Source organism: Vibrio sp. SCSIO 43135 (assembly GCF_023716665.1).
GTDB lineage: Bacteria > Pseudomonadota > Gammaproteobacteria > Enterobacterales > Vibrionaceae > Vibrio > Vibrio paucivorans.
This window is the reverse complement of the sequence record NZ_CP071860.1, coordinates 836,594-862,039: the sequence shown is the minus strand read 5'-3', so window position 1 is coordinate 862,039 and position 25,446 is coordinate 836,594. Positions and strand designations below refer to the sequence as shown.

Here is a 25,446-nt window from a genome sequence, read left to right as displayed (position 1 = left end):
TTACCCTCCAAAGATGATTCTGCGGCAAAGCATTGCAGCAGTGAACAAGATACAAACGCGTATAAAGCTGAATATGTAATCAAGATTTACGTAGTCATCGAAGCTATATGTACCAAAGCCAAAACCCGACATATCCAAAGAAAAAGACGGGCGAGATGCGCCAGACAAATCAATGTCTACAAAAGCTGAAAGCATCCCGTTATAGATAGCGTCCTTGGTAGAGGTAAGGCGGGTCACCATCTCAGTCTTGAGCGAATTGGTTGTGTGTTCAGAGGTGTAAGGTTCGTTACATGGGTCTCCAGAACATCCGTTATACTCAACGCCTTGAATGGCATCTAATATTTGTTCACCAGAGGTATTGCCCTCACCTTCACCAGAACCTTGAAGCGCTTGAAGTGCTGCTAGTAATTCATTCTGTTTAGCCATCGCCGCGTTGTGATAAAACTCATCGTATTCGCCAAGTTCTCTAATGGCGTTAACCGTGTCTTGAGTAGCTGTTGTCTGCAAGGCTTTAAGTTCTTCCCATATCTCAAGTTGCTTATTTGTACCCGCTACGATTTGGTCAAGTTGCTTCTGGTTGAACTCGTTGGAGTTCTTGAGTTCATCGATGACTTGTTTAAAGTTCTGGTTATTGTCTTCATTAAGGCCAGCTAGAAGCGCATTGATTTGCTTGTTGAGTAGCAACACTTGTTCTTGCTGGTCGTTTTCCAATGTAGGTTCGCTCACACCCTCTACACTAATCGCTTCGGTATCACTTCCTTGAATTGGTGAAGACTCGACACCCTCTAGTGGTTTGGTCGGGTCAGTCATGGCGTATTCTTCTTCGGCATATGTACCACCGGAGCAACTGAATTTATCTGATGCGTCGTAGCCACACTTGGCCGCAGTGTCGAACGGTTGGCCATCGTCAGGAACGCCATCACCGTTAGTATCTTCTGGACACAAATATTGTCCGTTGTATTCTTCGCAACCACTAGGTACTTGGTCAGGCATGTTACCGCCTCCCGTTCCCTCGCCCGTACAAGTTGAACCCGTAATGACTACCGTTCCCCCACATCCGCCAGTTGCAAGAGAACATACAGAACCGGTTACTTTGAGTGCGCATCCACTGGAACAAAAAGTAGGACTGGAGCCAAATTTGAAGTAATCCCATGTGTGTTGATTTTCATTGCCAGCGAGTGATTCGCATTGGTTCTGACATTCATTGTCAACAAGTACTGTTCCCTCAGGACAGCTAGACCATGTGTATTTGAACAGCATTAAGCGGTTTTGAGAGGGAGTATCAACGGCTACATACCCGTTACTGGTGTAAGCTTTGGTCGCTGCACCTTTATTAGACCAAGTGCCAGAAATACTGCGTTTCTCAACCGTACAACCAACAAAGTAATTTATATGAACCACCATACCAACGGAGCCGCATGAACTTCGATAGGTTGAATTTTTTCAGTCAGTTGAACAACAGCGAAAACACTTTGTGATATGAGAGATAAAATGAGAAGAGCGAATATCCTTTTCACGTGCTTTACTCCTATAAAAAAAGGGACTCGAAAGCCCCTTGTCTGTGATTAGATTCGCATGTTAGCTGCACATATACTTGCTGAAAGACCACCTAAAACTGTGAATATGAGCAGCTGCAAATCATATAGAGCTAGAAGCAAAACTTACGCTAAACCAACAGCGCGTTTAGCAAGACGGATGGATTTAAATGCGACAGCAATACCAACAGCTGTAACACCAACACCCAACACACTTGTTGCAATGCCAGACAAATCTACTTCAGCCCATAGAGATGTCAGATCAAGTGCAGCATGAGAAGCTGAAGATGTTCCAAGAGCCACAGCGGCAACTAGATACTTTTTCATAATGAATTTCCTTATATCAATTTTACAGCTTTGAGTACGGCCTTAATCGGAAAGGAAATAATCCAACCGAAAAAGACCAATGCAAAACCGAATGAATAAAACTCGACAACCTCTGCCCCTGTTATTGATGTATGAGACGTAAGGTAGTTGTATTCATCGGCACTTAGTACGACCAATTGCGAGCACGTTTCAATCGACTCCATAGAGAGATAGAGAAAGCCGTCTTGGTCAGTAGCCACGCAACTAGTCATAATCCGTTTCCTTACTTAAGAGAGTTCATAAACGGCGCAATGGCCTGCTTAAGAGGAATGATTGTTTGCTGATAACCCTTTTTAAGCTCAGCGCCGCCAAAGTTGTTGATTTGGTATGAAGAAACCGTCGAGCGTATAAAGCCCAGCTTCCAAACGGTCATTTTCAGAATCATGGCTCAAGCGTGATTCGATGATAGAGCGGCCACCCATGCGGAAAAGTACCGTTTGGTCGTAAACGGTTCGTGCAGGGTTATCACCACGAGCGGGAATGATTCGAGTTGTTACCTTTACATCTTCTGGCGCGACTTCAATTACTAGCATTTGTTTATCTCCTAAGCGATTGCCCTGAATGGCAAAATATTTGATTGAGCTACCACTGGCAGTTGATACCAGTCAGGCACTCTTAGCGGTTTAACTTCAATTACCTCTGAACGTTTCAGAGTTGGACACATACGGCTCACATCGAACTGTTGGCCGATATCAATACCGATTTGTTTTAGGCGAGCTTTGTGCTCATAGAATTGTCTTTGACTTAGAACATCACGCAAATCTGCACCGTGTTGCCACATGGCGAAATAGCTCATGGTGGTATTAGCTTGTCGTAAAGTATTTACTGCACCTGCATTTAGTAGCTGATGCGCAATTGACTGATGTTCGTCATGGTTAACTTGTAATGTGTTCATGGCGTTCTCGATGTCGTTTAAGTGTTTGTAAAAGTCCTGTTCTGTTACCAAGCCATACAGATGCAGATTGTGACGTTTTAATAATGTTTGTCTTAAGCTGTGTTCTTCTCGAACTACGCCCTGCTTTTCGCAGTAGTCTATTAATTTTTCTATGTAATCCAGTTGCTCAGGTGAAACACCGTCTTTCTTGCGTTTGTCTTTCTTTAAGTGCTCTTTCAGCTCGAACGCTTTACAATAAAGCTTGGTCATGATCCAAGTCGATGCTTCGCCCCAGTTACATGTCATGCCATTTGGATAGAGCTTTGGCTTTCGAGCTCGACCAATTTGCATTGAAGACATTCCACGGATAAAAGAAGCCTCTTTGCCCTGCCCGATTTCATGATTTTGAGTGAAGTCTATTGATGTAATTTCTGCACCATCACCGACTAGAGAAGAACTTTTTCCATCAGGTGTTTGGCGATGAAATAAGCGTGTGTTTTTAGTCAGTGGTGGTAAGTCATACTTTGCTAAAACATGGTTATAGACTTCTATGCACTCATCCAAAGTCTGTAACCCAAAAAGGTTATCCATTCTTTGCCAGCGTGAGGGATTTCCCTCAACTCGAACGCGAGTACCGTTACAACGAATGGTTAACTTTGTGCTAAATGAACCCTCTAAACGCTTTTGATTTACGCTAGGTGGTAGCTTCTCGCCTGTTTCCATGTCCAGACGCTCAATAACATGAGTACCAACCAAAGGAAGATTCCCTTCGGGGTGATCTTGTTGAACGAATAGTTGGTCAATGAAAAACATACGAAATTCTGTCAATACTAATTTTTCTTATATGGAAGCATAAGAAAAATATACTTTCAAGCTAACTGTATAAAAAAACATGAGTTACTATATAAGCAATCTTATAAAACGGCGTATGCATCACAATGTGTAACGAAATATTAAAAGAGCTAAGGCTAAAGAAAAATTTAACTCAAAAACAGGTTGCTCAGATTATGGGGGTAAGCAATATCACCTACATGAAATATGAGAACGGAGAAACTGAGCCAAAATTTAGCCAGATGATGAAAGCACTGATAGAGCTAGGCGGAGGTATAAAAGACATATTTGGTAACCTGGAAACATCACTAGACGATTCACTGGCTTACAACATGAAAAGAGTTGAAATCCTAAATGATCATGAAAAGGAATGTTTAAACCAAATAGTAGAAGCTGTGCTAATAAAGCATCAGATTGAAAGTGTACAAAGGAAGTAATTAGTGCGGAATTCCGCAGTTAGTTGGGGTGTAACAGAAACCCCAACTTTCTTTTTTAACAACCGAATAACAATTATCCTATTTTTTAAAGTGGTTCCTCCCCGACGAAACGGGGCCCCTCCACTTTAAAAACAGGCTTTATATATTGAATGGTAAAATGGGTTCCAGTAGGAAAACGCCCCTTTGATGTTGAAAGGCTCTGCGAGGGATTGTTCTGGCAAGAAGCAAGGGTGTTTTGTGGGATATTCAAAGGGAGCTGGTTTTCGGGCGTTTGGATGAGTCATACCCAAGAACGGTAACAAGCGCCCTTTTCCCTACGGGATTATAGAGAGGAGAACTATGGAAGCATACATGCTAATTCCCTTTGTTTTCATTATTGGGGTCATGCTATTAGGTTTCAGGGACTGGGCAAAAAGAAATTGGAAGATCGTTCTACTAGTTATTTCTTTGGCTTTGCTAACCCACGTAATGACAGCCCGTATAACAATAGTAATTGCTGTTGCGTTTAGCGTTGCGACAACAACAAAATACTATACAAATAAAAAATCAGGAGATAAGGAAGATATTTTTGAAGTTGTACTCTTTGGAGTGCTAGCTACGAGCGCCGCACTTATCATTGTTTTCTCAACAATTGGTATTCTTGAGACGTAACGATTGGGTAAATTATCCAAGTGGCGCATTATCCAGTTTATGTGTAAATGCGCCCTTTCAGGACGGCGGCCAGTGCTGACGCTACTGTACTGACCGCTAAACATTCAACATAAACACAACAGATAATGCGCACTATCTAGTTATCAAAGTCCAATTGGCGCGGCTGCAAACAAATCACTCTGCTTCTCTTGTTCTTCATAGTTTCCGCAAGTAATGAGTCGTGTATGACCGCCGAACGTGGCACTAAACAAACAATCACTTAACACCTCGAATTCGTAACCAATGTTTATCAAATCATGATGTGTGAACGTGAACATCTTGAAGTCTTTCTCATAGACATCAATATAATAGTTCTTAAACGTTAGCTTCCTGATTGGTTTCTTATTCTCATCAAAAGCAGCCTGCAAAGCCTCACCGGATACGTAAAGTTTAAAACCCGATAAAGGATCTTTTTTACGACTCTTTTTAGCTTCCGTTTTAGTTTCTTCTTTGGGTTCATCTTCGGTTTGAACATTGATTGGTTCCTCTAGGGACGCTTCTGGCTCAGATGCAAAAAAGCCAAATAAGCCACCATTTAAGTAAACAATTACAGCACCACCACATAGAAAAATGGCTGATAACCATACCGTCCAGTGCTTCCAAATCGGTTTGATATCTTTTGCCGCAGCTTCGACAACATCCTTTGAACTTTGGGTGTGACTCTTATAGAACGGGAATATTTCCTTACGGTATTTACGCTGTTCTTGGTTAACAGTTTCAGTGGTAGCACCTACCCTTACCTTTTTTGTGTAAGTCTTGTCAGAGCCTAGCGCGGTGTTTTTAGCGCAGTAGTAAGTCAACTCAATCATGTCCTTAATGTCACGGTGAATCTTGCGTAAGTTCTGAGTAAGCAAAATGATATCGATACCGTAATGACCATGAAGCGAATAGAACTCCAGTATTTTGGAATCTAGCTGCCTATTGGGGAGCACCATATGCGCTTCATCGACGATATACAAAGGCCCTACACCATCGTCATTTCTCCATTCATCCTGATAGTGTTCATGCTTGGAAAACGGCCTATCCAACTTGCCGTAGTGGTTAAGTTCACCATCAACCATGACGATTAGGTCACGAACGGATTCACCATAGACCTTGACGAAGAAGTCAATATTAAGAGCCAGATTAGTAATTACCTTGCGACCTTTCTTGATTGCCGGAATCACATGGTAAGCCACAGCTTCATAACTTTTGCCCGACCGAGGGCGACCGACTATTGCGTATATCATGAGCCTAACCTCGTAAACGGTACGAGTTGAAGCATGAGCCTAATACCAATTGAGGAAACAATCATACCCAAAGCTTGAGGCACTCCGACCTGACCAAGTACCCAAGCGGATTCGGGTGGGAAGCCTGTCATGTATTGACCAATATCAATGGGTTCAAACAGTTCAATAGCCGTCAATACGATAGCATCGACAACACTCATAATGAGATCAAAAAGGAAGTAAACAATGTCTTTTGCTATCTCGACCAGTGAGTGAAACAGCGTGTAAATGGTATCTATCAGGTCTTGAATTATGTCTCTTAGCCAATCCATTTCTTACCCTCCAAAGATGATTCTGCGGCAAAGCATTGCAGCAGTGAACAAGATACAAACGCGTATAAAGCTGAATATGTAATCAAGATTTACGTAGTCATCGAAGCTATATGTACCAAAGCCAAAACCCGACATATCCAAAGAAAAAGACGGGCGAGATGCGCCAGACAAATCAATGTCTACAAAAGCTGAAAGCATCCCGTTATAGATAGCGTCCTTGGTAGAGGTAAGGCGGGTCACCATCTCAGTCTTGAGCGAATTGGTTGTGTGTTCAGAGGTGTAAGGTTCGTTACATGGGTCTCCAGAACATCCGTTATACTCAACGCCTTGAATGGCATCTAATATTTGTTCACCAGAGGTATTGCCCTCACCTTCACCAGAACCTTGAAGCGCTTGAAGTGCTGCTAGTAATTCATTCTGTTTAGCCATCGCCGCGTTGTGATAAAACTCATCGTATTCGCCAAGTTCTCTAATGGCGTTAACCGTGTCTTGAGTAGCTGTTGTCTGCAAGGCTTTAAGTTCTTCCCATATCTCAAGTTGCTTATTTGTACCCGCTACGATTTGGTCAAGTTGCTTCTGGTTGAACTCGTTGGAGTTCTTGAGTTCATCGATGACTTGTTTAAAGTTCTGGTTATTGTCTTCATTAAGGCCAGCTAGAAGCGCATTGATTTGCTTGTTGAGTAGCAACACTTGTTCTTGCTGGTCGTTTTCCAATGTAGGTTCGCTCACACCCTCTACACTAATCGCTTCGGTATCACTTCCTTGAATTGGTGAAGACTCGACACCCTCTAGTGGTTTGGTCGGGTCAGTCATGGCGTATTCTTCTTCGGCATATGTACCACCGGAGCAACTGAATTTATCTGATGCGTCGTAGCCACACTTGGCCGCAGTGTCGAACGGTTGGCCATCGTCAGGAACGCCATCACCGTTAGTATCTTCTGGACACAAATATTGTCCGTTGTATTCTTCGCAACCACTAGGTACTTGGTCAGGCATGTTACCGCCTCCCGTTCCCTCGCCCGTACAAGTTGAACCCGTAATGACTACCGTTCCCCCACATCCGCCAGTTGCAAGAGAACATACAGAACCGGTTACTTTGAGTGCGCATCCACTGGAACAAAAAGTAGGACTGGAGCCAAATTTGAAGTAATCCCATGTGTGTTGATTTTCATTGCCAGCGAGTGATTCGCATTGGTTCTGACATTCATTGTCAACAAGTACTGTTCCCTCAGGACAGCTAGACCATGTGTATTTGAACAGCATTAAGCGGTTTTGAGAGGGAGTATCAACGGCTACATACCCGTTACTGGTGTAAGCTTTGGTCGCTGCACCTTTATTAGACCAAGTGCCAGAAATACTGCGTTTCTCAACCGTACAACCAACAAAGTAATTTATATGAACCACCATACCAACGGAGCCGCATGAACTTCGATAGGTTGAATTTTTTTCAGTCAGTTGAACAACAGCGAAAACACTTTGTGATATGAGAGATAAAATGAGAAGAGCGAATATCCTTTTCACGTGCTTTACTCCTATAAAAAAAGGGACTCGAAAGCCCCTTGTCTGTGATTAGATTCGCATGTTAGCTGCACATATACTTGCTGAAAGACCACCTAAAAGTGTGAATATGAGCAGCTGCAAATCATATAGAGCTAGAAGCAAAACTTACGCTAAACCAACAGCGCGTTTAGCAAGACGGATGGATTTAAATGCGACAGCAATACCAACAGCTGTAACACCAACACCCAACACACTTGTTGCAATGCCAGACAAATCTACTTCAGCCCATAGAGATGTCAGATCAAGTGCAGCATGAGAAGCTGAAGATGTTCCAAGAGCCACAGCGGCAACTAGATACTTTTTCATAATGAATTTCCTTATATCAATTTTACAGCTTTGAGTACGGCCTTAATCGGAAAGGAAATAATCCAACCGAAAAAGACCAATGCAAAACCGAATGAATAAAACTCGACAACCTCTGCCCCTGTTATTGATGTATGAGACGTAAGGTAGTTGTATTCATCGGCACTTAGTACGACCAATTGCGAGCACGTTTCAATCGACTCCATAGAGAGATAGAGAAAGCCGTCTTGGTCAGTAGCCACGCAACTAGTCATAATCCGTTTCCTTACTTAAGAGAGTTCATAAACGGCGCAATGGCCTGCTTAAGAGGAATGATTGTTTGCTGATAACCCTTTTTAAGCTCAGCGCCGCCAAAGTTGTTGATTTGGTATGAAGAACCGTCGAGCGTATAAAGCCCAGCTTCCAAACGGTCATTTTCAGAATCATGGCTCAAGCGTGATTCGATGATAGAGCGGCCACCCATGCGGAAAAGTACCGTTTGGTCGTAAACGGTTCGTGCAGGGTTATCACCACGAGCGGGAATGATTCGAGTTGTTACCTTTACATCTTCTGGCGCGACTTCAATTACTAGCATTTGTTTATCTCCTAAGCGATTGCCCTGAATGGCAAAATATTTGATTGAGCTACCACTGGCAGTTGATACCAGTCAGGCACTCTTAGCGGTTTAACTTCAATTACCTCTGAACGTTTCAGAGTTGGACACATACGGCTCACATCGAACTGTTGGCCGATATCAATACCGATTTGTTTTAGGCGAGCTTTGTGCTCATAGAATTGTCTTTGACTTAGAACATCACGCAAATCTGCACCGTGTTGCCACATGGCGAAATAGCTCATGGTGGTATTAGCTTGTCGTAAAGTATTTACTGCACCTGCATTTAGTAGCTGATGCGCAATTGACTGATGTTCGTCATGGTTAACTTGTAATGTGTTCATGGCGTTCTCGATGTCGTTTAAGTGTTTGTAAAAGTCCTGTTCTGTTACCAAGCCATACAGATGCAGATTGTGACGTTTTAATAATGTTTGTCTTAAGCTGTGTTCTTCTCGAACTACGCCCTGCTTTTCGCAGTAGTCTATTAATTTTTCTATGTAATCCAGTTGCTCAGGTGAAACACCGTCTTTCTTGCGTTTGTCTTTCTTTAAGTGCTCTTTCAGCTCGAACGCTTTACAATAAAGCTTGGTCATGATCCAAGTCGATGCTTCGCCCCAGTTACATGTCATGCCATTTGGATAGAGCTTTGGCTTTCGAGCTCGACCAATTTGCATTGAAGACATTCCACGGATAAAAGAAGCCTCTTTGCCCTGCCCGATTTCATGATTTTGAGTGAAGTCTATTGATGTAATTTCTGCACCATCACCGACTAGAGAAGAACTTTTTCCATCAGGTGTTTGGCGATGAAATAAGCGTGTGTTTTTAGTCAGTGGTGGTAAGTCATACTTTGCTAAAACATGGTTATAGACTTCTATGCACTCATCCAAAGTCTGTAACCCAAAAAGGTTATCCATTCTTTGCCAGCGTGAGGGATTTCCCTCAACTCGAACGCGAGTACCGTTACAACGAATGGTTAACTTTGTGCTAAATGAACCCTCTAAACGCTTTTGATTTACGCTAGGTGGTAGCTTCTCGCCTGTTTCCATGTCCAGACGCTCAATAACATGAGTACCAACCAAAGGAAGATTCCCTTCGGGGTGATCTTGTTGAACGAATAGTTGGTCAATGAAAAACATACGAAATTCTGTCAATACTAATTTTTCTTATATGGAAGCATAAGAAAAATATACTTTCAAGCTAACTGTATAAAAAAACATGAGTTACTATATAAGCAATCTTATAAAACGGCGTATGCATCACAATGTGTAACGAAATATTAAAAGAGCTAAGGCTAAAGAAAAATTTAACTCAAAAACAGGTTGCTCAGATTATGGGGGTAAGCAATATCACCTACATGAAATATGAGAACGGAGAAACTGAGCCAAAATTTAGCCAGATGATGAAAGCACTGATAGAGCTAGGCGGAGGTATAAAAGACATATTTGGTAACCTGGAAACATCACTAGACGATTCACTGGCTTACAACATGAAAAGAGTTGAAATCCTAAATGATCATGAAAAGGAATGTTTAAACCAAATAGTAGAAGCTGTGCTAATAAAGCATCAGATTGAAAGTGTACAAAGGAAGTAATTAGTGCGGAATTCCGCAGTTAGTTGGGGTGTAACAGAAACCCCAACTTTCTTTTTTAACAACCGAATAACAATTATCCTATTTTTTAAAGTGGTTCCTCCCCGACGAAACGGGGCCCCTCCACTTTAAAAACAGGCTTTATATATTGAATGGTAAAATGGGTTCCAGTAGGAAAACGCCCCTTTGATGTTGAAAGGCTCTGCGAGGGATTGTTCTGGCAAGAAGCAAGGGTGTTTTGTGGGATATTCAAAGGGAGCTGGTTTTCGGGCGTTTGGATGAGTCATACCCAAGAACGGTAACAAGCGCCCTTTTCCCTACGGGATTATAGAGAGGAGAACTATGGAAGCATACATGCTAATTCCCTTTGTTTTCATTATTGGGGTCATGCTATTAGGTTTCAGGGACTGGGCAAAAAGAAATTGGAAGATCGTTCTACTAGTTATTTCTTTGGCTTTGCTAACCCACGTAATGACAGCCCGTATAACAATAGTAATTGCTGTTGCGTTTAGCGTTGCGACAACAGCAAAATACTATACAAATAAAAAATCAGGAGATAAGGAAGATATTTTTGAAGTTGTACTCTTTGGAGTGCTAGCTACGAGCGCCGCACTTATCATTGTTTTCTCAACAATTGGTATTCTTGAGACGTAACGATTGGGTAAATTATCCAAGTGGCGCATTATCCAGTTTATGTGTAAATGCGCCCTTTCAGGACGGCGGCCAGTGCTGACGCTACTGTACTGACCGCTAAACATTCAACATAAACACAACAGATAATACGTACTAATGTTAACAATAGTATGAACAAACTTTTGGTTTGTAAGGTTGTCTGTAGCGACAAACTGTTTTTATCATTCATTATTGCAACCCGGCTTCTACAAAACCTTCGACGCCATCTTTCATAAAGTAATAGTTACTGTAGCCTTGGCCTTCTAGAATATATTGAAGCCACTGTACCTGTTTACCCACAGCATCATAAATCATGATCTTCTGATCTTTGCTCTGTGTTTTAAGAAATGACTCAAAACGTTCAATTGGAATGTTTCGTGATCCAACGTTTGTGAAAATAAGGATGTCTCTCTGAATTGGATCTCTTACATCGACAACCAATGTTTCAGAATTCGAGGCTTGCTCCTTAAAATCACTCGGCTCTAATAAGTGCTCATCGAACTTATCGTTGCTAATGATCTTGTTTTTATCATCAAGAGTCGCTCCCAACAAAATACTGTCTTGAGGATACACTTCAGCCCAAGAAAACACACCACCATCAAAAGCAACGACGTTGTTAACGCCGACTGCCATAGCTCTTTGAGCGGCAACATACGACTTTCTGCAAGTAATCCCGTTACAGTAGAAAACGATGGCCTTAGAGTTCGAGATTAACTTTTTAACTTTGTTTTCAAACCCTTTATTCGACAAAGTTATGTGTTTTGCGCCTTTAACGTGCAATACGTCAAATTCAAGCTTAGAACGCACATCAACAATATCTACTTCTGTCATCATCGCACGAAGCTCGGACAGCTCTATTGTTTTTACATCAGGATATTCAGAGCGATAAGGAAATTCTGAAGCAATTACACCAAGTGGCAAAGTAACGAGTATAAACAGACAAATCGATCTGACTCTTTTCATGATAAAGGCCCCCTATTTGATACCTTTATCAGTAATTGTAGAGCATGGTCGACGATGTGTGATATTTGTCACATTGAATTCGAACGACATAGGTTACACGGTCACTTAAAACTTCAACCCTCTAAGGTTCTGGACATGCGTAGCAAAGATCTGTTTCTGAAGTGTTTTAAGTAAGTCGTTGGCTTCGGACGCTCCTAATGCATATGGATCAAAGCGCTCGTATCCAGGTAACCTGCCGCTCACATACGCCATTGTCCATGCTTCAAACATACGATTTGAAACTGGATAAGTTGCGAGGACCTTTAAATCAGTATGACGGTGATCCTTCACAATATGAGCGAGCGTACCATTGACCCGTTCAGCTGAACCCTCCAAACATTGAATAAAGAAATCTTGATTGAAATACAGTACGCCAGTGACGCCATTAGCCTGATTATTGTTATTGGACTTTTCTAGGATGTTTTCTGTAGCACTAAGTGACCCGTCTACCACTCTACTCACATAAGTTAATCGTACTAATGACATCTGCGGTGTACCGTTTTATTGGCTAGTCTACTAAATCTAGAACATGGCATTCCCTAGTCAAGAACCTTCATAGCTATCCCACGTTCACTCTTAAGGCCAGTGTCGTAAATCTGTTACGTGATCACAGTAAAGAAGAATCCTCTAGCGAAAGTGAGTGCAAACTTACCTCTAAACAACCACCTGTAACTTAATTACAACCCGGACAATCCCAGAGCCTAAGGCAACATAATACACTAACGTAAGTCTTTGTTATTTTGGGTATTTTAATTAAAAGGCAATAAATTAGCAGCCAAACACCCGACAAAGTTTGGGTGTCACTATTTTTGTCACCAGCTATGTGAGCCTCTATATATCGCTGCTCTTACGAATAGAGGGCACAAAAAAAGGAGCGATTACTCGCTCCCTTTGTCTTGGTTTTCTTCTCGTATTTGTTGTGCGACTATCTTTATCGCTTCTGCAGTACTTATCCCTTCAGCCATTAGCTTCTGAATTTTTTCTACCGCCTCTTGCTGTTCAGCATGACTTAGGACTAAATCGTCAAACATAAAAAAGCTCCTTTCGAAAAAGGAGCTTACTATATACCGAACAAACGCTTGAGACTATTGCTTTAGTAGCTTCCAAGGAAGTTGACGTACACACCCATCGAATTTTCGTTGGTGTAACTGGCACCGATGTCTAAATTAAACAAGTTCAATGGCGTGATGCCGATACCAGCAGTAATCGTACCGTCGAGATCATCATAAGCTAAGTTTTGTTTGTAACCTGCTCGCAATTTGAGTTGGCGCATGATATCGATCTCCCCCCCTACTCTCAGCATTTGAGTGTTGTCATCAAAACTCGTAAAACGCTCTTCCTCATTCAGGTCATAATCCACACTGATCGTCGCGTAGTCTGCTACCAAACCTACACCCACTGTGTATAGAGGGCGCATTTGATAAGCATAACTAACGTTAGGTCCACCCGTTGCTGAAGGAATTGAAGCAGTATCAATATCACGACTGATCAGGTTTGAGGCAGAGAACCCCACTCTTAGTGGACCATAAAACCACAATGCCCCTGCATCTAGGTTAAACATAGTCTCACCGGTACCATTATCACGGATATCACCTAAATCGTAATTTGTTAAACTCGCCTCATAAACATAGGTGTAGATTCTTTGTAGCTTTGGGGACACACCAAAAGAAATGTGCTGACCTAGAAATGTTTGGTATTTCGCAAGGGACATGCCCACTTCGGCAACGCCGATTGACACGGCATTGACCGTACTGTTAGCCGCATTTTCGACAGTTCTTGCATCTTCAGTCGGCAATGTACTATCTGTAGCAATCTGTGGGGTAGCATAAGATTCGGTATAGATCTTGCCGAACACGTTAGCAGCAATATATCGGTTAGGTATAGCAAACGCTACGACACCACCCGCCTCTAGCTTCACTTGATCGCCTTCTAGAGCATCCAAAGACTCTTGCAGCGCTGGGATGTTGGCTGGGTCTAAACTCTCAATTAAACCAGCAGCAGTGTCTAAGTCATCGACCATATTATCTTCGTCGTTATAACTTAAGCCAATACTTGGAATGATCATACCAACATCGTCATTACGGCGGTATATTGCAACTAATGCAGGGTTATAAAAGGGAGCGGTAAGAAAGTTGGCTGAAACTACACCGACGCCACCCATTGCGTCACCTCGAGCTTCGATAGCATAATTTGCAGCTAATGAGCCGCTAGACGCTAGAGCAATAGACAACGATAAGATTCTAATGGAATTTTTCATAATATTATAAACGTGGAGTCCTTTATGTTTATAACGACCTATTGTCTATTAACTTTAGCTACTCCTCTACAGAAACATCATAAGTTTTGCTAATAATTTGTGACTGCTCAATAATTATCTGCCCTTGCCACCTTTGGTGACTCATCGATACGGCTAATACGTAACGGTCTGGGTCAATATTTATAGAATCCAAAGACATAGGGTAATCAGATTCATAAGTATTACTCCATACTTCGTCGTACTTTCCGTCAACATAATCGTAGAGCGCAACAGTCAGCTTAGGTAAGGGGCAATAATCGTTAAGTAGTTGACGTTTTTCGATCACCCATTGATCTTTAGACGCCCAACGAACAACTTGCTTCGCTTTAGCGTCACCAAGAACGATCCAGGAACTCCATGTCTCTTGATCTTTTGCTGTGATATCGAGTCGATACAGTCCCATTTGAACCCGACTATTCAAGTTATAACGCTTTTGATAGACCAGCTCTGGTTGCTCAAGGTCGATATCAGATGGCTTGGTAAAGAACGAAGCATCCGTTGAAAGTGGTTTATCCACCCAACGTTTGAGGCTGATATCCTGAATTTCTTTTTTTGCTGACACCAAGACATTCGCTCTGTAAGCATCTCGACCAGGGCTTTGGATATTACTACGGCGAACGATTACAGAAGACACCCAGTCGGGCAACTGCTTATTGTCTAATGACTGACCACAGTCGGCTTCTAACGCTTGGATGAGCAGATCGTTTAGATGGTTTCTTATGGCAGGACTTTGATCTCTTTGAAAAACTTCAACCAAAGAGTTAAACATCCCGGGAAGGTTATCATTTAAGAGGTGTTGATGAGCTTGAGTGAGTGGTGTGTTCGCTTCAAACCACTCTACACTGTTAGCTGTGAAAGGTGTGCAAGCAAGCACACCTAACAAGACAAACGCTTTTCGCATTACGCTTTCATCTTATAGCCAACGCCACGTAGCGTTTCAATCTCTAAACCTGGTAGTTTTTGGCGCAGCTGCAGTACGTGAGTGTCGACTGTACGAGTTGTTGGGAAATGGTTGTAACCCCAAACATGATCTAACAGTTCGTCTCGAGTAAATACACGACCTAAATTACTTGCCAAAAACAAAAGAAGATCAAACTCGGTACGAGTCAAAGTTACAGATTGATCTTGGTAAAATACTTCACGTGTAGCTTTATCAATTACTAGGTGTTCGGTTACGACTTTAGAGTCATCCATTTCACCTGATTCTGGTAATCTTAATTGCGCGCGAATACGAGCGAATAGCTCAGCTTCTGCGAAAGGTTTCGTTAAGTAATCGTTCGCACCAGCATCTAGCCCTGTCACTTTGTCTTTCACGGTGACAAGTGCCGTAAGTAAGATTACAGGCACGTCTTTCAGTTTTTTCCACTCTACTAAGTGGCTAACAGAATCACCGTCTGGTAACTGTCGATCCAGAATGACCAAATCCGCAGACTCCCAGTGTTGACTTACTTCCGCAATGGTTTCTGCGTGCAAACATTCATATCCTGCTTGTTCTAAGCTGACTAATAAGCCATCTGCTAGGTTTTTATCGTCTTCAACAAGTAGCAGTGTCTGTTTCACAGGGTATCTCCAATATAAACGTTGTTGGTGGGCCCGCAAGAGTCATACTCCCGCCCATTCGGCCTACCATAGATTCTACAATAGTCAGTCCAAGTCCTAATCCGGCTTTACTCACAAACGGTTTTCTTAACTGTCTCCAGTCTTTATGCGTGAGTGACCCTTGGTCAATGACTTTAAATGTAATTCCATTACTTGCAGTTGTTACGTCGATCAAGACTGGCGCTACACCATATTTGACCGCGTTTCGAATCAAGTTATCAATACAAGTGCCGAGCCAATACACATTGAGCTTTGCAGCGACATCTTGATTGATCCTCAATTCAATATCTGCAGAAAATTCTTCCTCTACTTTAAATTCTAACCAATCTTTTACTGATGGTACCCAGCTGGTTGACAGAGGTTTGTTATCAGATTGCAAGTAATCCTTACTTGCCTCGGCTAATTGCCTTAATCTACGTGAATCTTCACACAATCTTCTGAACTCATCATAAACACTTTCAGGTAAACGCTCAAATTCTCGCCTAAAGCCTTCAACAGTTAGCGACAAACTTGCAATCGGTGTACGCAATTCATGAGTCAAAATCTGTAGAACGAGCATCCGGCTTTTCATTTCCTGACGCTTAGTGTTCCAGCGGTATATCGACCAGCCTAACACCAGTAGAATGTTTGCGATTACCAGCACTACCATGCTGATACGTAGAATGTCGGAATGATCTTCTATGTCCCAACAAATATTGCCACGCTGTACAAAACAGGTATTGCTTTCACTTGAAAGCGCATAGCTCAACCCTGCTTTACCGATGTTCGGGCGCCACGTTTTTGAATCAAAAACGTAGTATGCATCCCCTTTCTTTAGCCAAAGTTCACTTTGCTCAATGAACATGTTTGCTCCCGATAGCAAAGCGGTAACACTTTCTGTGTTCATTTGCTGAATTCGGCCAAGTAATGTGTCCGAAGCTGCAGGCGGGCGCTCATTGATGTGCATGTACTTCTGAAGCGACTCAAACTTCTCTGGGAATTTCGTCGCATAACGGAATGCATATGTACCACCACCAGGATGAATTAACCCACTACGTGCAAACCAACGGGTTGAAAGCTTGGTGCCTTTACAGACTGAACGAGTAAACACTAAAGGTTCAGTAATAAGTGGGCTCAAAGGCAACTTTCCCGTACATGTTTGCGAAAGTTTATAGAGTTTCTGAATATCTCTGAGTGGATATGCCGACGTTTGTGGCAGCATTGTGTCTGGTGTGATGAGACGTGTTGGGTATTCTGATTGGATAATTCGAATGTCGTACGACACTACCGCAGCACTATAGTCAAAAAGCCCGACAAAGTTATCGATCCTTTCTGGTAGTGAGTCGGCTTGAGCGCTCGCCGAGAAGAGGACGAAACCGCTCAAAAGATGTTTGAGTGCTTTAGCGAACAAAGTGAATAATCGTTAAATCAGTACGTTACAAAACTATAAATCATTCTCCCACAAATATACATGGATTATGTGATATCTAGGTCAATATTAGTTGTATAGATATAAAAAAGGCTCGCATTAAGCGAGCCTATATAAATAATGCGTTTAATTACAGCGCTTTAGAAATTGCATCTACACTTTCTTTCGCATCTCCAAACAGCATTTGAGTATTCTCTTTAAAGAATAATGGGTTTTGAACACCAGCATAACCAGTATTCATTGAACGTTTGAACACAATAACATTCTGAGCATTCCACACTTCTAGCACTGGCATGCCCGCGATTGGGCTATTAGGATCTTCTAGTGCCGCTGGGTTAACCGTGTCGTTTGCACCGATAACAAGTACTGTATCTGTCTCAGGGAAATCATCATTGATTTCATCCATCTCTAGAACAATGTCGTATGGCACTTTTGCTTCGGCCAACAGAACGTTCATGTGACCCGGTAACCGACCGGCAACAGGGTGAATACCAAAGCGGACCTCTACCCCCTGAGCTCGTAGCTTCTCCGTAATTTCATGTACTGGGTATTGAGCTTGAGCAACCGCCATTCCATATCCAGGAGTAATAATTACAGACTTCGAACCCTTTAGCATCTCAGCGACTTCTTCCGCTGATGCTTCTCTGTGTTCACCCTGCTCTTCGTCACCGCTTGAAACACTAACGTCTTGGCCAAAGCCACCCGCTATCACGCTAATGAAGGAGCGATTCATCGCTTTACACATAATGTAAGACAGAATTGCGCCAGATGAACCCACTAATGCCCCAGTTACGATGAGTAGATCGTTTGCAAGCATAAACCCGGCCGCAGCTGCTGCCCAACCAGAGTATGAGTTAAGCATAGACACAACTACCGGCATGTCAGCGCCACCAATTGAAGCCACTAGGTGATAACCGAACACGAATGCAATAAGCGTCATGACAATCAACGCAAACATACTGCCATCAGCTTTAACAAAATAAGACAGTAAATAAGCCGAGACTAAAATCGCCGCTAAGTTCCATTTGTGTTTATGTGGAATGTTTAGCGCCGAAGAAGAGATGATTCCACGAAGCTTACCAAACGCTACAACAGAGCCGGTGAACGTAACCGCACCAATGAACACACCTAAGAACACTTCCACCAAATGGATTACGTGTTCTGCGTGGATATCCGCTGGGTTTACTGAAACCGCAGCAGGTGGATCGATATAGCTGTTATAACCAACAAGCACTGCGGCCATACCAACAAAGCTATGTAGTATCGCTACTAGCTCTGGCATTTCAGTCATTTCAACTTTTTTCGCGTAATGGATGCCGATACCGCCACCGATAACCATCGCAATAATGATCCAAACCACACCTTGTGAATCTGGGCCAAAAATAGTCGCTAATAGCGCAATGGCCATACCCGCGATGCCATAATAGTTACCTGAACGTGCTGACTCTTGCTTTGAAAGGCCCGCTAAGCTCATGATGAAGAATACAGCAGCAACGATGTAAGCTGCTTGTACTAATCCTGCAGACATATGTTACTCCTTTAATCTTTACGGAACATTTCGAGCATTCGTTTGGTTACTGTAAAGCCACCAAAGATATTAATACTCGCAATTAAAACAGCGATAAACGAAAGAAAAGTGACAACGCCACTTCCTTGCCCTATCTGCAATAGTGCGCCGACAATAATAATTCCTGAGATTGCGTTAGTAACAGACATCAGCGGCGTATGCAGTGCATGGGTTACATTCCAAACTACGTAGTAACCAACCACACACGCTAATACGAAAACCGTAAAGTGGCTTAAAAACGCAGCCGGTGCCACAGAAGCTACCCAAGCAAAAGCGCTGATACCCACAGCTACCGCTGCTAACTTTTTGATCGGAGATTTAGGCTCTTCTACCTTAGTCTCTGCTTGCTTTGGAGGCTCTGCTTTTGCCTGTGGTTGAGCAGAAACTTGTATCGGCGGAGCTGGCCAAGTAACTTCCCCTTCTTTAACGACCGTGACACCGCGCAATACAACATCTTCAAAATCGATATTAATATTGCCGTCTTTTTCTTTACACAGCAGTTTCAGTAGGTTGACGATATTGGTGGCATACAGCTGGGAAGATTGGGTAGGTAAACGACCGACCATATCGGTGTAACCGACAATTTTAACGCCGTTATCAGTGGTAATAACTTTATCGGCAACGGTGTACTCACAGTTACCACCGTTTGCAGCCGCTAAGTCAACGATGACCGAACCGGCTTTCATGCTGTCTACCATTTCTTTGGTAATTAGCTTTGGTGCCGGACGACCTGGGATCAAAGCTGTAGTGATAATGATATCTACGTCTTTAGCTTGCGCGGCGTACAACTCTTCCGCTTTCTTATTGAAAGCATCTGACATTTCTTTTGCATAGCCATCGCCGGCGCCCGTGTCTTCTTCGAAATCAACTTCTAAGAATTCTGCGCCCATAGATTGAACTTGTTCTTTTACTTCTGGACGGACATCAAAAGCCCTAACGATCGCACCCAAGCTACCTGCTGCACCGATGGCTGCAAGCCCTGCGACGCCAGCTCCAGCAACAAGTACTTTGGCTGGTGGAACCTTACCAGCAGCGGTGATTTGCCCCGTGAAGAAACGGCCAAACTCGTGAGCTGCTTCTACAACCGCACGATAACCTGCAATGTTTGCCATGGAAGACAAGGCATCTAACGCTTGCGCACGAGAAATTCGTGGTACCGCGTCCATAGCCATTACATTGATGTTTTTGCTAGAAAGTTGTTCCATCAATTCAGGGTTTTGCGCTGGCCAGATAAAACTAATAAGACTTGCACCCTCTTTTAGCAATGCAATCTCATCTGTTTCACCATCCACGACAGGCGCATTCACTTTAAGAATTAGTTCCGAGTTCCAAACTTCTTCTTTAGTGGCTATTTTTGCACCCGCAGTTTCATAGGCTGCGTTTTCAAAACTTGCAAGCTCACCGGCTTGCGATTCTATTGAGACTTCAAATCCCAACTTTATTAACTGCTCCACCGATTTTGGTGAGGCAGCCACTCGCGTTTCTCCAGCGAGTACTTCTCTAGGTACACCAATTTGCATAGCTATTCCTTGACTATTGGCACAATGACTACTCTGTTTTTATCGAACGGATGTTTTAACTTCAAGCACTTTGTAATAAAAATACTAAAAATCATTACATATAACCGTAAGTAATGATTGAATTAGTAATTTCAGGCCGTAAAAAAACAACATATGTCGCCAGCCTTACTGGTCTTACCAGATTAAAATATAGCGTTTGATAACAGACACTTACTAAAGCTTTTTATAAAAAAAGAGCCATCAGCATAAAGGCTAATGGCTCTGGTATTTATGATGTTAATCAAGTTGAGGGGCAACTAATTGAAAATGCTGTCACCCATTTGGTCAATCAACATTTGTGATTTTTTAAGCATAAGTTCGTCAGCGTCATCTTTGCTAGACAATACATCAGATCGAATAAATCGATGAGTTTTCAGTTCACCGTCAATCTCTTTCGTAATTTGACCAGCTATCCGGTACTGACCACTTTCAGAAATAGAATTTTGGTAAATAAGACACCCTTTATATTCTACTGGTTCTATGACAGGTTCAGGCTTCGGTTCGGATTTGCCAAAAAGGCGTGAAAAAAGTCCCACTTACACTTTCCTCTATACTTCGTTTTTCTTTTGTATTAACGGCTTTTCAAACCACTCAAGTTCAACGTCATCGTCAAAACGCGGTTGACTGAAAACGATTGGTATATCGTCACTACGGTCTTTTCTGCGATCATCGATGATCATGATCTCCGCTGTTTCTACCGCTGTTTTGGTATATTGCTTGAGAATAACAAGACGAGTCTCAGGCAAAGCGGATAAAAAATCGATATCGTGGCGAATATAAATTGGCCTTAATTGGCTAAGCGCCAAGCAAGCTAAATCCGCCAATTGGCCATGATCGTATTTATTAACATATTGGTCTTTGGCGAGCTCATGACCTACTAGGGTTTCCATATAGTTATGGACATCTACGCTAATCTGCATTCAAAGACTCCTTGTCAACACATCAACAACTAATTTCATGGTTAACTTACCCTGCCAAGTCAATGACAACAAGTTCACTTGGTCAAATTTGGGGCTAGTTACAATATGACTCTATTATTCATTCATTAGTTTAGCAAAAAGCTTGGCAATTCAGTAAATCAAAGTATCCTATTACTTGTATAGTATAAAAAAAGTCGTCTACTACGACATGGAAAAAAATTTCATCAATGTCTCCATCAATTATCACGTCAAATTGGTTTAGATTTTCATTCCCATTGTTGCTAGCTGCAGTACTTGGGTTTGGAATGAATAACGTGATTTCAGTAACTCAAGCAAACCTTGGTATCGCAATGAACCTGCCTACGGTTCTTTTCCTTACTGCGATCATATTAGGACATACGTTCAACCAGAGTCGATGCTCAATGGTCGCTCTAGCAATGCTCATCACCTACAGCTTGATTCAGTATCGATTGCAAACTTCATTATCAACGGGCACAACATTGCTAGAGCTGTCCTTAATGAGTGTGCTACTCCCCATTGCCTGCTTACTTACATACGCATTCAAAGATTCAAACATTCTAACACGCACTTTTATCTACTATTGTGCAGTACTATTGATGTTCATCGCGTGGTCGTATCTTATTCTCCAACACTTTGCCTCTGGCGGGTTTGATAACTTTATCGATGATTTACTGTTCTCGGTACCTCAGGTCTCTAAGCTTCCTTTTGTGTTGGTACTCTATCTGATCGCATTATCTGGTATCACCGCGATTCTCGTACTCAAAAATAATCGTATCGCCGACGTGGTTGTTTATTCAGCGATTGTCACGGCTAGTTGTACATTTATCTTCTTCCACGTTCCTTATGTTTCAAGCACCATGTTCAGCCTTTCCGGTGTATTACTGCTGGTTTACCTTGTTTCGGCGAGCCACGAACTTGCGTTTAACGACAGTCTAACTGGCATTCCTGGTCGCCATGCACTTGAAATGGATCTCAAACACTTGGGACGTAAATACAGTATCGCAATGCTAGACGTAGACCATTTTAAATCGTTTAACGACACGTACGGACACGACACAGGAGACGATGTGTTGAAATTAGTCGCAAGTCGCTTAGCACTTATTACTGGGCGAGCCAAAGTGTACCGTTATGGGGGCGAAGAGTTTACCGCGATATTTAAAGGTAAGTATGTTGATGAAGTATTAGATCATTTAGAACTACTTCGAGTTGATATTGAAGAGTATGAAATGTCGCTGCGTAACATCGCTTCTAGACCAAAAAGTGATGTTGATGGGACTAAAAAACGCGGTAAAGCTAAGAAAACAGATACCGTCAACATTACCATCAGTATCGGTGTGGCTGATTCCACAACTGACAACAAACCGGAGTCAGTGATCAAAGCCGCAGATAAAGCGCTCTATAAAGCGAAGCAAACCGGACGAAATAAGGTAGCGTATTAGGATTAGTTGTACTAGCTCAGTCCTGATTGAAGAATAGAACGATACTTCCGCCTTTTAGGGCGCTACCATAATTGAAGTTGAGGCCGATACCTATGTTTTCTATCCATTCGGATTCAAACGGCGGCGTCATGAGCCAACCCACTGCGGCTTCATAATAGTAATGAGTACCAAATGGATCTGCAGTATCAGCCCCAAGATCGATCCGCCTTAAACTACTGTAAACAGACTGTACAGCCCTTCCCCAGCGGTCAAAATTGTACTTAGCGGTCACCTCATTTGCGATGTACCACCCCTCAGGATTGCCGACATCACCATGGTTGGCTTCTCCCCAACCATAGCCATAAAAATAGTGCCAAGTAGAGTTGACGTTCCAAGAACCCCAGTCTTTGTCTTTATGATATTTAAGCTTTATGGACGGTTCGTAAATATTGGCCCAAGCATTCGTATTGACCAAGACACCATCAATTGCAGGTTTAATTGAGTTAAAGAAATCACTCTTATAATCGAAGTCATTCTTGTAGTACATCAGGTGTGTACCTAATGAAGGCGTTAGCGACCAGTTCTCAGTAATTTGGTATTGGTATCGATAGGCGACGTAACCGGAAAGCACCGTGTCTTTTTGCTGATCGGAGAATTCTGTTCCAAGAACTTCAACATTTTGCTCTGAGACAAATGCGGCAAGTCGAGTAACTAAAAAGTGTTTATGAGTTGCACCTTCTTCACTCAACTCAAACGTTATTGGTAGCGTACTGACCGTAATTTGCTTACGTAAACTTAGCGATTCATCAGAGCCTATTTGTTCATTTTCTAGGTTAAACCATTCATTAGGGTCAAAATCATGAATACCGAATGTTACAACGTCACTATCCATTAAGATGACAGCTGCCGAGAAGGTTTTTTCAAGATGTTTTTCAAAAGCAGGAGAGCCCTGCGCCCAAGCAGGGTGAACAATTAGGTTAGACGTCAACACTATAGCGGTGGTGCTACCCTTGAAGCGCATTTATCCCTCATTAATATGCAATTGAAACAACTAACGCCTTGGATTCTAACCCAAATTCAATTCTGAAATAAGAGATTTGTTTACCTAATCATCACTACTGATTAGACTGAATCACTTATCACAAAACAGTTGCGCCCTTGGTGTTTCGCTTTGTACAGCGCTTCATCTGCATAGTTGTAAACGTCACTTATGCTCTCTTTTCCGGTAGGGACAAAACCACACACACCCTGTGACACCGTCACGTAACCCAACCCTTGGTTGTAGTCATGTGGATAATGCATATCCTTCATAGCTACTAGTATACGGTCTGCCGCCATTTCTGCTGCCTCTCGGTCGGTATGACTGAGGATAACTACAAACTCTTCACCACCGTACCGTCCAACATACTCACCACTTCGCCCAAATAAATTTTTCGTAACTTCAGCCAATGCAATCAAACATTTATCGCCTTCAATATGACCGTAGTTATCATTAAAAGGTTTGAAGTTGTCGACATCGAGCAAGATTAACGACATAGGCAATTTGTGCCGACCATGCCAGCTGAGCATTTCGGCTAACTTCTCATCCATAAATCGACGATTGAAGAGTTTCGTTAACCCATCTTCATTGACTTGTTGCTGCAGTGCATCATTAAGCTCTTCGAGTTTTGCCGAAGCGCGTTTGAGTTCTCGCCTCATGTGGGCAATACGCTGCATTGCAATAAGCTTTGAGTTGAGTACGAGCTTATCGACAGGTTTAGTAAGATAGTCATCTCCACCAGCATCAATCGCTTTCGCAATCATGCTTGGTTCTTCATGGCTACTAAGAAAAATAATAGGAATCCAATCTGGATAAAGGCGGCGGATTTCTTGAGAAACTTCAAAGCCGTTCATATCCGGCATTGTAATATCAAGCAGAACCAGTTCTGGATCAAACTGGCTGTAGATGTCTAACGCTTCACGACCACTTCCTACGGACTCAACCATATGGCCCAATTGTTTCAGCCTGATAGCAAGTTGCATCCGATCCATTTGAACATCATCGACAAGTAATATCCTCATAGAGGAACCATTAACCGACATATTTGCTCCTATTAAATTGCTCTCATATGACTTATAGCACTTCATTCACTATATTTCACGAGTTAATTGATAGAGTTATGTGGACTTGATACCATATCCAACTAGCATTACGTTTTTATATAAAGAGATAAAGTCATGTCTGACGAACAACAAGTTGAACAACAGAAAGTCGACTTAGCAACTGTTTCACCTGAGCTACGCCAGGTTATCGAGTTTGACCAAGTACCAGAAGCGATGCACTTTATGGTGACTTCTATTCACGAAGTATCAGAAGAAGCGGTTCGTGAAGCATGGGATTCATTGCCAGCAAGTGCTCAAAATGTGTTAGATAACTTTGAACAGTTTCACGCACTCATTTCAGTAAGCCAAGCTTTTGCAGGTGTGAACGTAATGGAAGAGTTTCCTACCCTACAGTTGCCTGAAGGTATGACGGACGAAGATAAAGAAGCTTACCGCTCTACATTACTTGACCAAGTACTACACAACTGTGTGAAAGATATGGTCAAGCAGATCAAGAAAGCTCGCCGAGACGCAATTTTAAAGAAAGATTTCAAAGAAGTTTTCTTAAAATAATGTGCCTATACAT

General features: G+C 42.4%; 31 protein-coding genes. 6 read left to right on the top strand and 25 right to left on the bottom strand.

Going from position 1 to position 25,446, the window contains the following annotated elements; translation table 11 throughout:
* From J4N42_RS18200 to J4N42_RS18180, 5 genes are all read right to left on the bottom strand, one after another.
* Positions 1–1,404 carry a hypothetical protein gene (locus J4N42_RS18200; RefSeq protein ID WP_252034077.1) on the bottom strand — a complete coding sequence of 468 codons (1,404 nt, stop codon included), beginning with the start codon at positions 1,402–1,404 and terminating at the stop codon, positions 1–3.
* 257 nt (positions 1,405–1,661) lie between these two features.
* Positions 1,662–1,862 (bottom strand): phage coat protein, encoded by a 201-nt coding sequence (locus tag J4N42_RS18195; protein WP_252034070.1) that lies wholly within the window; start codon positions 1,860–1,862, stop codon positions 1,662–1,664.
* Positions 1,863–1,873: 11 nt separating this feature from the next.
* The gene (locus J4N42_RS18190) at positions 1,874–2,113 is read right to left on the bottom strand and encodes a hypothetical protein (protein WP_252034069.1); all 240 of its coding nucleotides are present in this window, start codon (positions 2,111–2,113) and stop codon (positions 1,874–1,876) included.
* Positions 2,114–2,200: 87 nt separating this feature from the next.
* Entirely contained in the window at positions 2,201–2,434 is a 234-nt protein-coding gene (locus J4N42_RS18185; protein ID WP_252034076.1) for a hypothetical protein, read from the bottom strand.
* An 11-nt stretch (positions 2,435–2,445) separates the two neighbouring features.
* Complete coding sequence (locus tag J4N42_RS18180; RefSeq protein ID WP_252034067.1) at positions 2,446–3,588, bottom strand: phage/plasmid replication protein, II/X family; 1,143 nt, start codon at positions 3,586–3,588, stop codon at positions 2,446–2,448.
* Positions 3,589–3,713: 125 nt separating this feature from the next.
* Here J4N42_RS18180 and J4N42_RS18175 point away from each other — a divergent pair, with 125 nt between their 5' ends.
* Both J4N42_RS18175 and J4N42_RS18170 read left to right on the top strand, forming a co-directional pair.
* Complete coding sequence (locus tag J4N42_RS18175; RefSeq protein WP_252034066.1) at positions 3,714–4,043, top strand: helix-turn-helix domain-containing protein; 330 nt, start codon at positions 3,714–3,716, stop codon at positions 4,041–4,043.
* Positions 4,044–4,382: 339 nt separating this feature from the next.
* Positions 4,383–4,694 carry a hypothetical protein gene (locus tag J4N42_RS18170; protein ID WP_252034075.1) on the top strand — a complete coding sequence of 104 codons (312 nt, stop codon included), beginning with the start codon at positions 4,383–4,385 and terminating at the stop codon, positions 4,692–4,694.
* Between the two features lie 143 nt (positions 4,695–4,837).
* Here the strand turns inward: J4N42_RS18170 and J4N42_RS18165 are convergent, their stop codons facing one another.
* The 7 genes from J4N42_RS18165 to J4N42_RS18135 form a co-directional block, all read right to left on the bottom strand.
* Positions 4,838–5,962 carry a zonular occludens toxin domain-containing protein gene (locus J4N42_RS18165; protein WP_252034074.1) on the bottom strand — a complete coding sequence of 375 codons (1,125 nt, stop codon included), beginning with the start codon at positions 5,960–5,962 and terminating at the stop codon, positions 4,838–4,840.
* On the bottom strand, positions 5,959–6,273 hold the full coding sequence (locus J4N42_RS18160) for a DUF2523 family protein (RefSeq protein ID WP_252034073.1): 315 nt from the start codon (positions 6,271–6,273) through the stop codon (positions 5,959–5,961). The genes J4N42_RS18165 and J4N42_RS18160 overlap by 4 nt, the downstream gene beginning before the upstream one ends.
* Before the next feature lie 3 nt (positions 6,274–6,276).
* Complete coding sequence (locus tag J4N42_RS18155; RefSeq protein WP_252034071.1) at positions 6,277–7,794, bottom strand: hypothetical protein; 1,518 nt, start codon at positions 7,792–7,794, stop codon at positions 6,277–6,279.
* Between the two features lie 144 nt (positions 7,795–7,938).
* Positions 7,939–8,139 carry a phage coat protein gene (locus J4N42_RS18150; protein ID WP_252034070.1) on the bottom strand — a complete coding sequence of 67 codons (201 nt, stop codon included), beginning with the start codon at positions 8,137–8,139 and terminating at the stop codon, positions 7,939–7,941.
* Positions 8,140–8,150: 11 nt separating this feature from the next.
* Positions 8,151–8,390, bottom strand: a complete 240-nt coding sequence (locus J4N42_RS18145; RefSeq protein WP_252034069.1) for a hypothetical protein — start codon at positions 8,388–8,390, stop codon at positions 8,151–8,153.
* Between the two features lie 11 nt (positions 8,391–8,401).
* Complete coding sequence (locus J4N42_RS18140; RefSeq protein WP_252034068.1) at positions 8,402–8,710, bottom strand: single-stranded DNA-binding protein; 309 nt, start codon at positions 8,708–8,710, stop codon at positions 8,402–8,404.
* Between the two features lie 11 nt (positions 8,711–8,721).
* Entirely contained in the window at positions 8,722–9,864 is a 1,143-nt protein-coding gene (locus J4N42_RS18135) for a phage/plasmid replication protein, II/X family (RefSeq protein WP_252034067.1), read from the bottom strand.
* A 125-nt stretch (positions 9,865–9,989) separates the two neighbouring features.
* Between J4N42_RS18135 and J4N42_RS18130 the strand changes: the two genes are divergently transcribed.
* The gene (locus J4N42_RS18130) at positions 9,990–10,319 is read left to right on the top strand and encodes a helix-turn-helix domain-containing protein (protein ID WP_252034066.1); all 330 of its coding nucleotides are present in this window, start codon (positions 9,990–9,992) and stop codon (positions 10,317–10,319) included.
* Positions 10,320–10,658: 339 nt separating this feature from the next.
* On the top strand, positions 10,659–10,970 hold the full coding sequence (locus tag J4N42_RS18125; RefSeq protein ID WP_252034065.1) for a hypothetical protein: 312 nt from the start codon (positions 10,659–10,661) through the stop codon (positions 10,968–10,970).
* A gap of 207 nt (positions 10,971–11,177) precedes the next feature.
* Here J4N42_RS18125 and J4N42_RS18120 read toward each other — a convergent pair whose 3' ends face one another.
* The 11 genes from J4N42_RS18120 to J4N42_RS18070 form a co-directional block, all read right to left on the bottom strand.
* The gene (locus J4N42_RS18120) at positions 11,178–11,951 is read right to left on the bottom strand and encodes a rhodanese-like domain-containing protein (RefSeq protein WP_252034064.1); all 774 of its coding nucleotides are present in this window, start codon (positions 11,949–11,951) and stop codon (positions 11,178–11,180) included.
* Between the two features lie 105 nt (positions 11,952–12,056).
* Positions 12,057–12,476: a BLUF domain-containing protein gene (locus J4N42_RS18115; RefSeq protein WP_252034063.1), complete on the bottom strand. Its 420-nt coding sequence runs from the start codon at positions 12,474–12,476 to the stop codon at positions 12,057–12,059.
* Between the two features lie 392 nt (positions 12,477–12,868).
* The gene (locus J4N42_RS18110; protein ID WP_252034062.1) at positions 12,869–13,021 is read right to left on the bottom strand and encodes a YoaH family protein; all 153 of its coding nucleotides are present in this window, start codon (positions 13,019–13,021) and stop codon (positions 12,869–12,871) included.
* Positions 13,022–13,083: 62 nt separating this feature from the next.
* Positions 13,084–14,247 (bottom strand): conjugal transfer protein TraF, encoded by a 1,164-nt coding sequence (locus J4N42_RS18105; RefSeq protein WP_252034061.1) that lies wholly within the window; start codon positions 14,245–14,247, stop codon positions 13,084–13,086.
* A gap of 58 nt (positions 14,248–14,305) precedes the next feature.
* Positions 14,306–15,187 carry a DUF2861 family protein gene (locus J4N42_RS18100; protein WP_252034059.1) on the bottom strand — a complete coding sequence of 294 codons (882 nt, stop codon included), beginning with the start codon at positions 15,185–15,187 and terminating at the stop codon, positions 14,306–14,308.
* Entirely contained in the window at positions 15,187–15,846 is a 660-nt protein-coding gene (gene vxrB, locus J4N42_RS18095) for a response regulator transcription factor VxrB (RefSeq protein WP_252034058.1), read from the bottom strand. Before vxrB ends, J4N42_RS18100 begins: the two co-directional genes overlap by 1 nt.
* On the bottom strand, positions 15,821–17,248 hold the full coding sequence (gene vxrA / locus J4N42_RS18090; protein WP_252034057.1) for a sensor histidine kinase VxrA: 1,428 nt from the start codon (positions 17,246–17,248) through the stop codon (positions 15,821–15,823). The genes vxrB and vxrA overlap by 26 nt, the downstream gene beginning before the upstream one ends.
* Before the next feature lie 175 nt (positions 17,249–17,423).
* Positions 17,424–18,821 carry a Re/Si-specific NAD(P)(+) transhydrogenase subunit beta gene (gene pntB, locus J4N42_RS18085; protein WP_252034056.1) on the bottom strand — a complete coding sequence of 466 codons (1,398 nt, stop codon included), beginning with the start codon at positions 18,819–18,821 and terminating at the stop codon, positions 17,424–17,426.
* 11 nt (positions 18,822–18,832) lie between these two features.
* The gene (locus J4N42_RS18080) at positions 18,833–20,380 is read right to left on the bottom strand and encodes a Re/Si-specific NAD(P)(+) transhydrogenase subunit alpha (protein ID WP_252034055.1); all 1,548 of its coding nucleotides are present in this window, start codon (positions 20,378–20,380) and stop codon (positions 18,833–18,835) included.
* Between the two features lie 296 nt (positions 20,381–20,676).
* Positions 20,677–20,955, bottom strand: coding sequence for an HlyU family transcriptional regulator (locus tag J4N42_RS18075; protein ID WP_252034053.1), 279 nt, complete (start codon positions 20,953–20,955; stop codon positions 20,677–20,679).
* A 12-nt stretch (positions 20,956–20,967) separates the two neighbouring features.
* On the bottom strand, positions 20,968–21,339 hold the full coding sequence (locus tag J4N42_RS18070) for a late competence development ComFB family protein (protein ID WP_252034051.1): 372 nt from the start codon (positions 21,337–21,339) through the stop codon (positions 20,968–20,970).
* 227 nt (positions 21,340–21,566) lie between these two features.
* Here J4N42_RS18070 and J4N42_RS18065 point away from each other — a divergent pair, with 227 nt between their 5' ends.
* On the top strand, positions 21,567–22,799 hold the full coding sequence (locus tag J4N42_RS18065) for a diguanylate cyclase (protein WP_252034049.1): 1,233 nt from the start codon (positions 21,567–21,569) through the stop codon (positions 22,797–22,799).
* Positions 22,800–22,815: 16 nt separating this feature from the next.
* Here the strand turns inward: J4N42_RS18065 and J4N42_RS18060 are convergent, their stop codons facing one another.
* Positions 22,816–23,799, bottom strand: a complete 984-nt coding sequence (locus J4N42_RS18060; protein WP_252034047.1) for a Solitary outer membrane autotransporter beta-barrel domain — start codon at positions 23,797–23,799, stop codon at positions 22,816–22,818.
* 101 nt (positions 23,800–23,900) lie between these two features.
* On the bottom strand, positions 23,901–24,860 hold the full coding sequence (locus tag J4N42_RS18055; RefSeq protein ID WP_252034045.1) for a GGDEF domain-containing response regulator: 960 nt from the start codon (positions 24,858–24,860) through the stop codon (positions 23,901–23,903).
* 135 nt (positions 24,861–24,995) lie between these two features.
* On the opposite strand from J4N42_RS18055, the gene J4N42_RS18050 reads away from it, so the two are divergent.
* Positions 24,996–25,433, top strand: coding sequence for a DUF3069 domain-containing protein (locus J4N42_RS18050; RefSeq protein ID WP_252034043.1), 438 nt, complete (start codon positions 24,996–24,998; stop codon positions 25,431–25,433).
* Positions 25,434–25,446 lie beyond the last annotated feature (13 nt).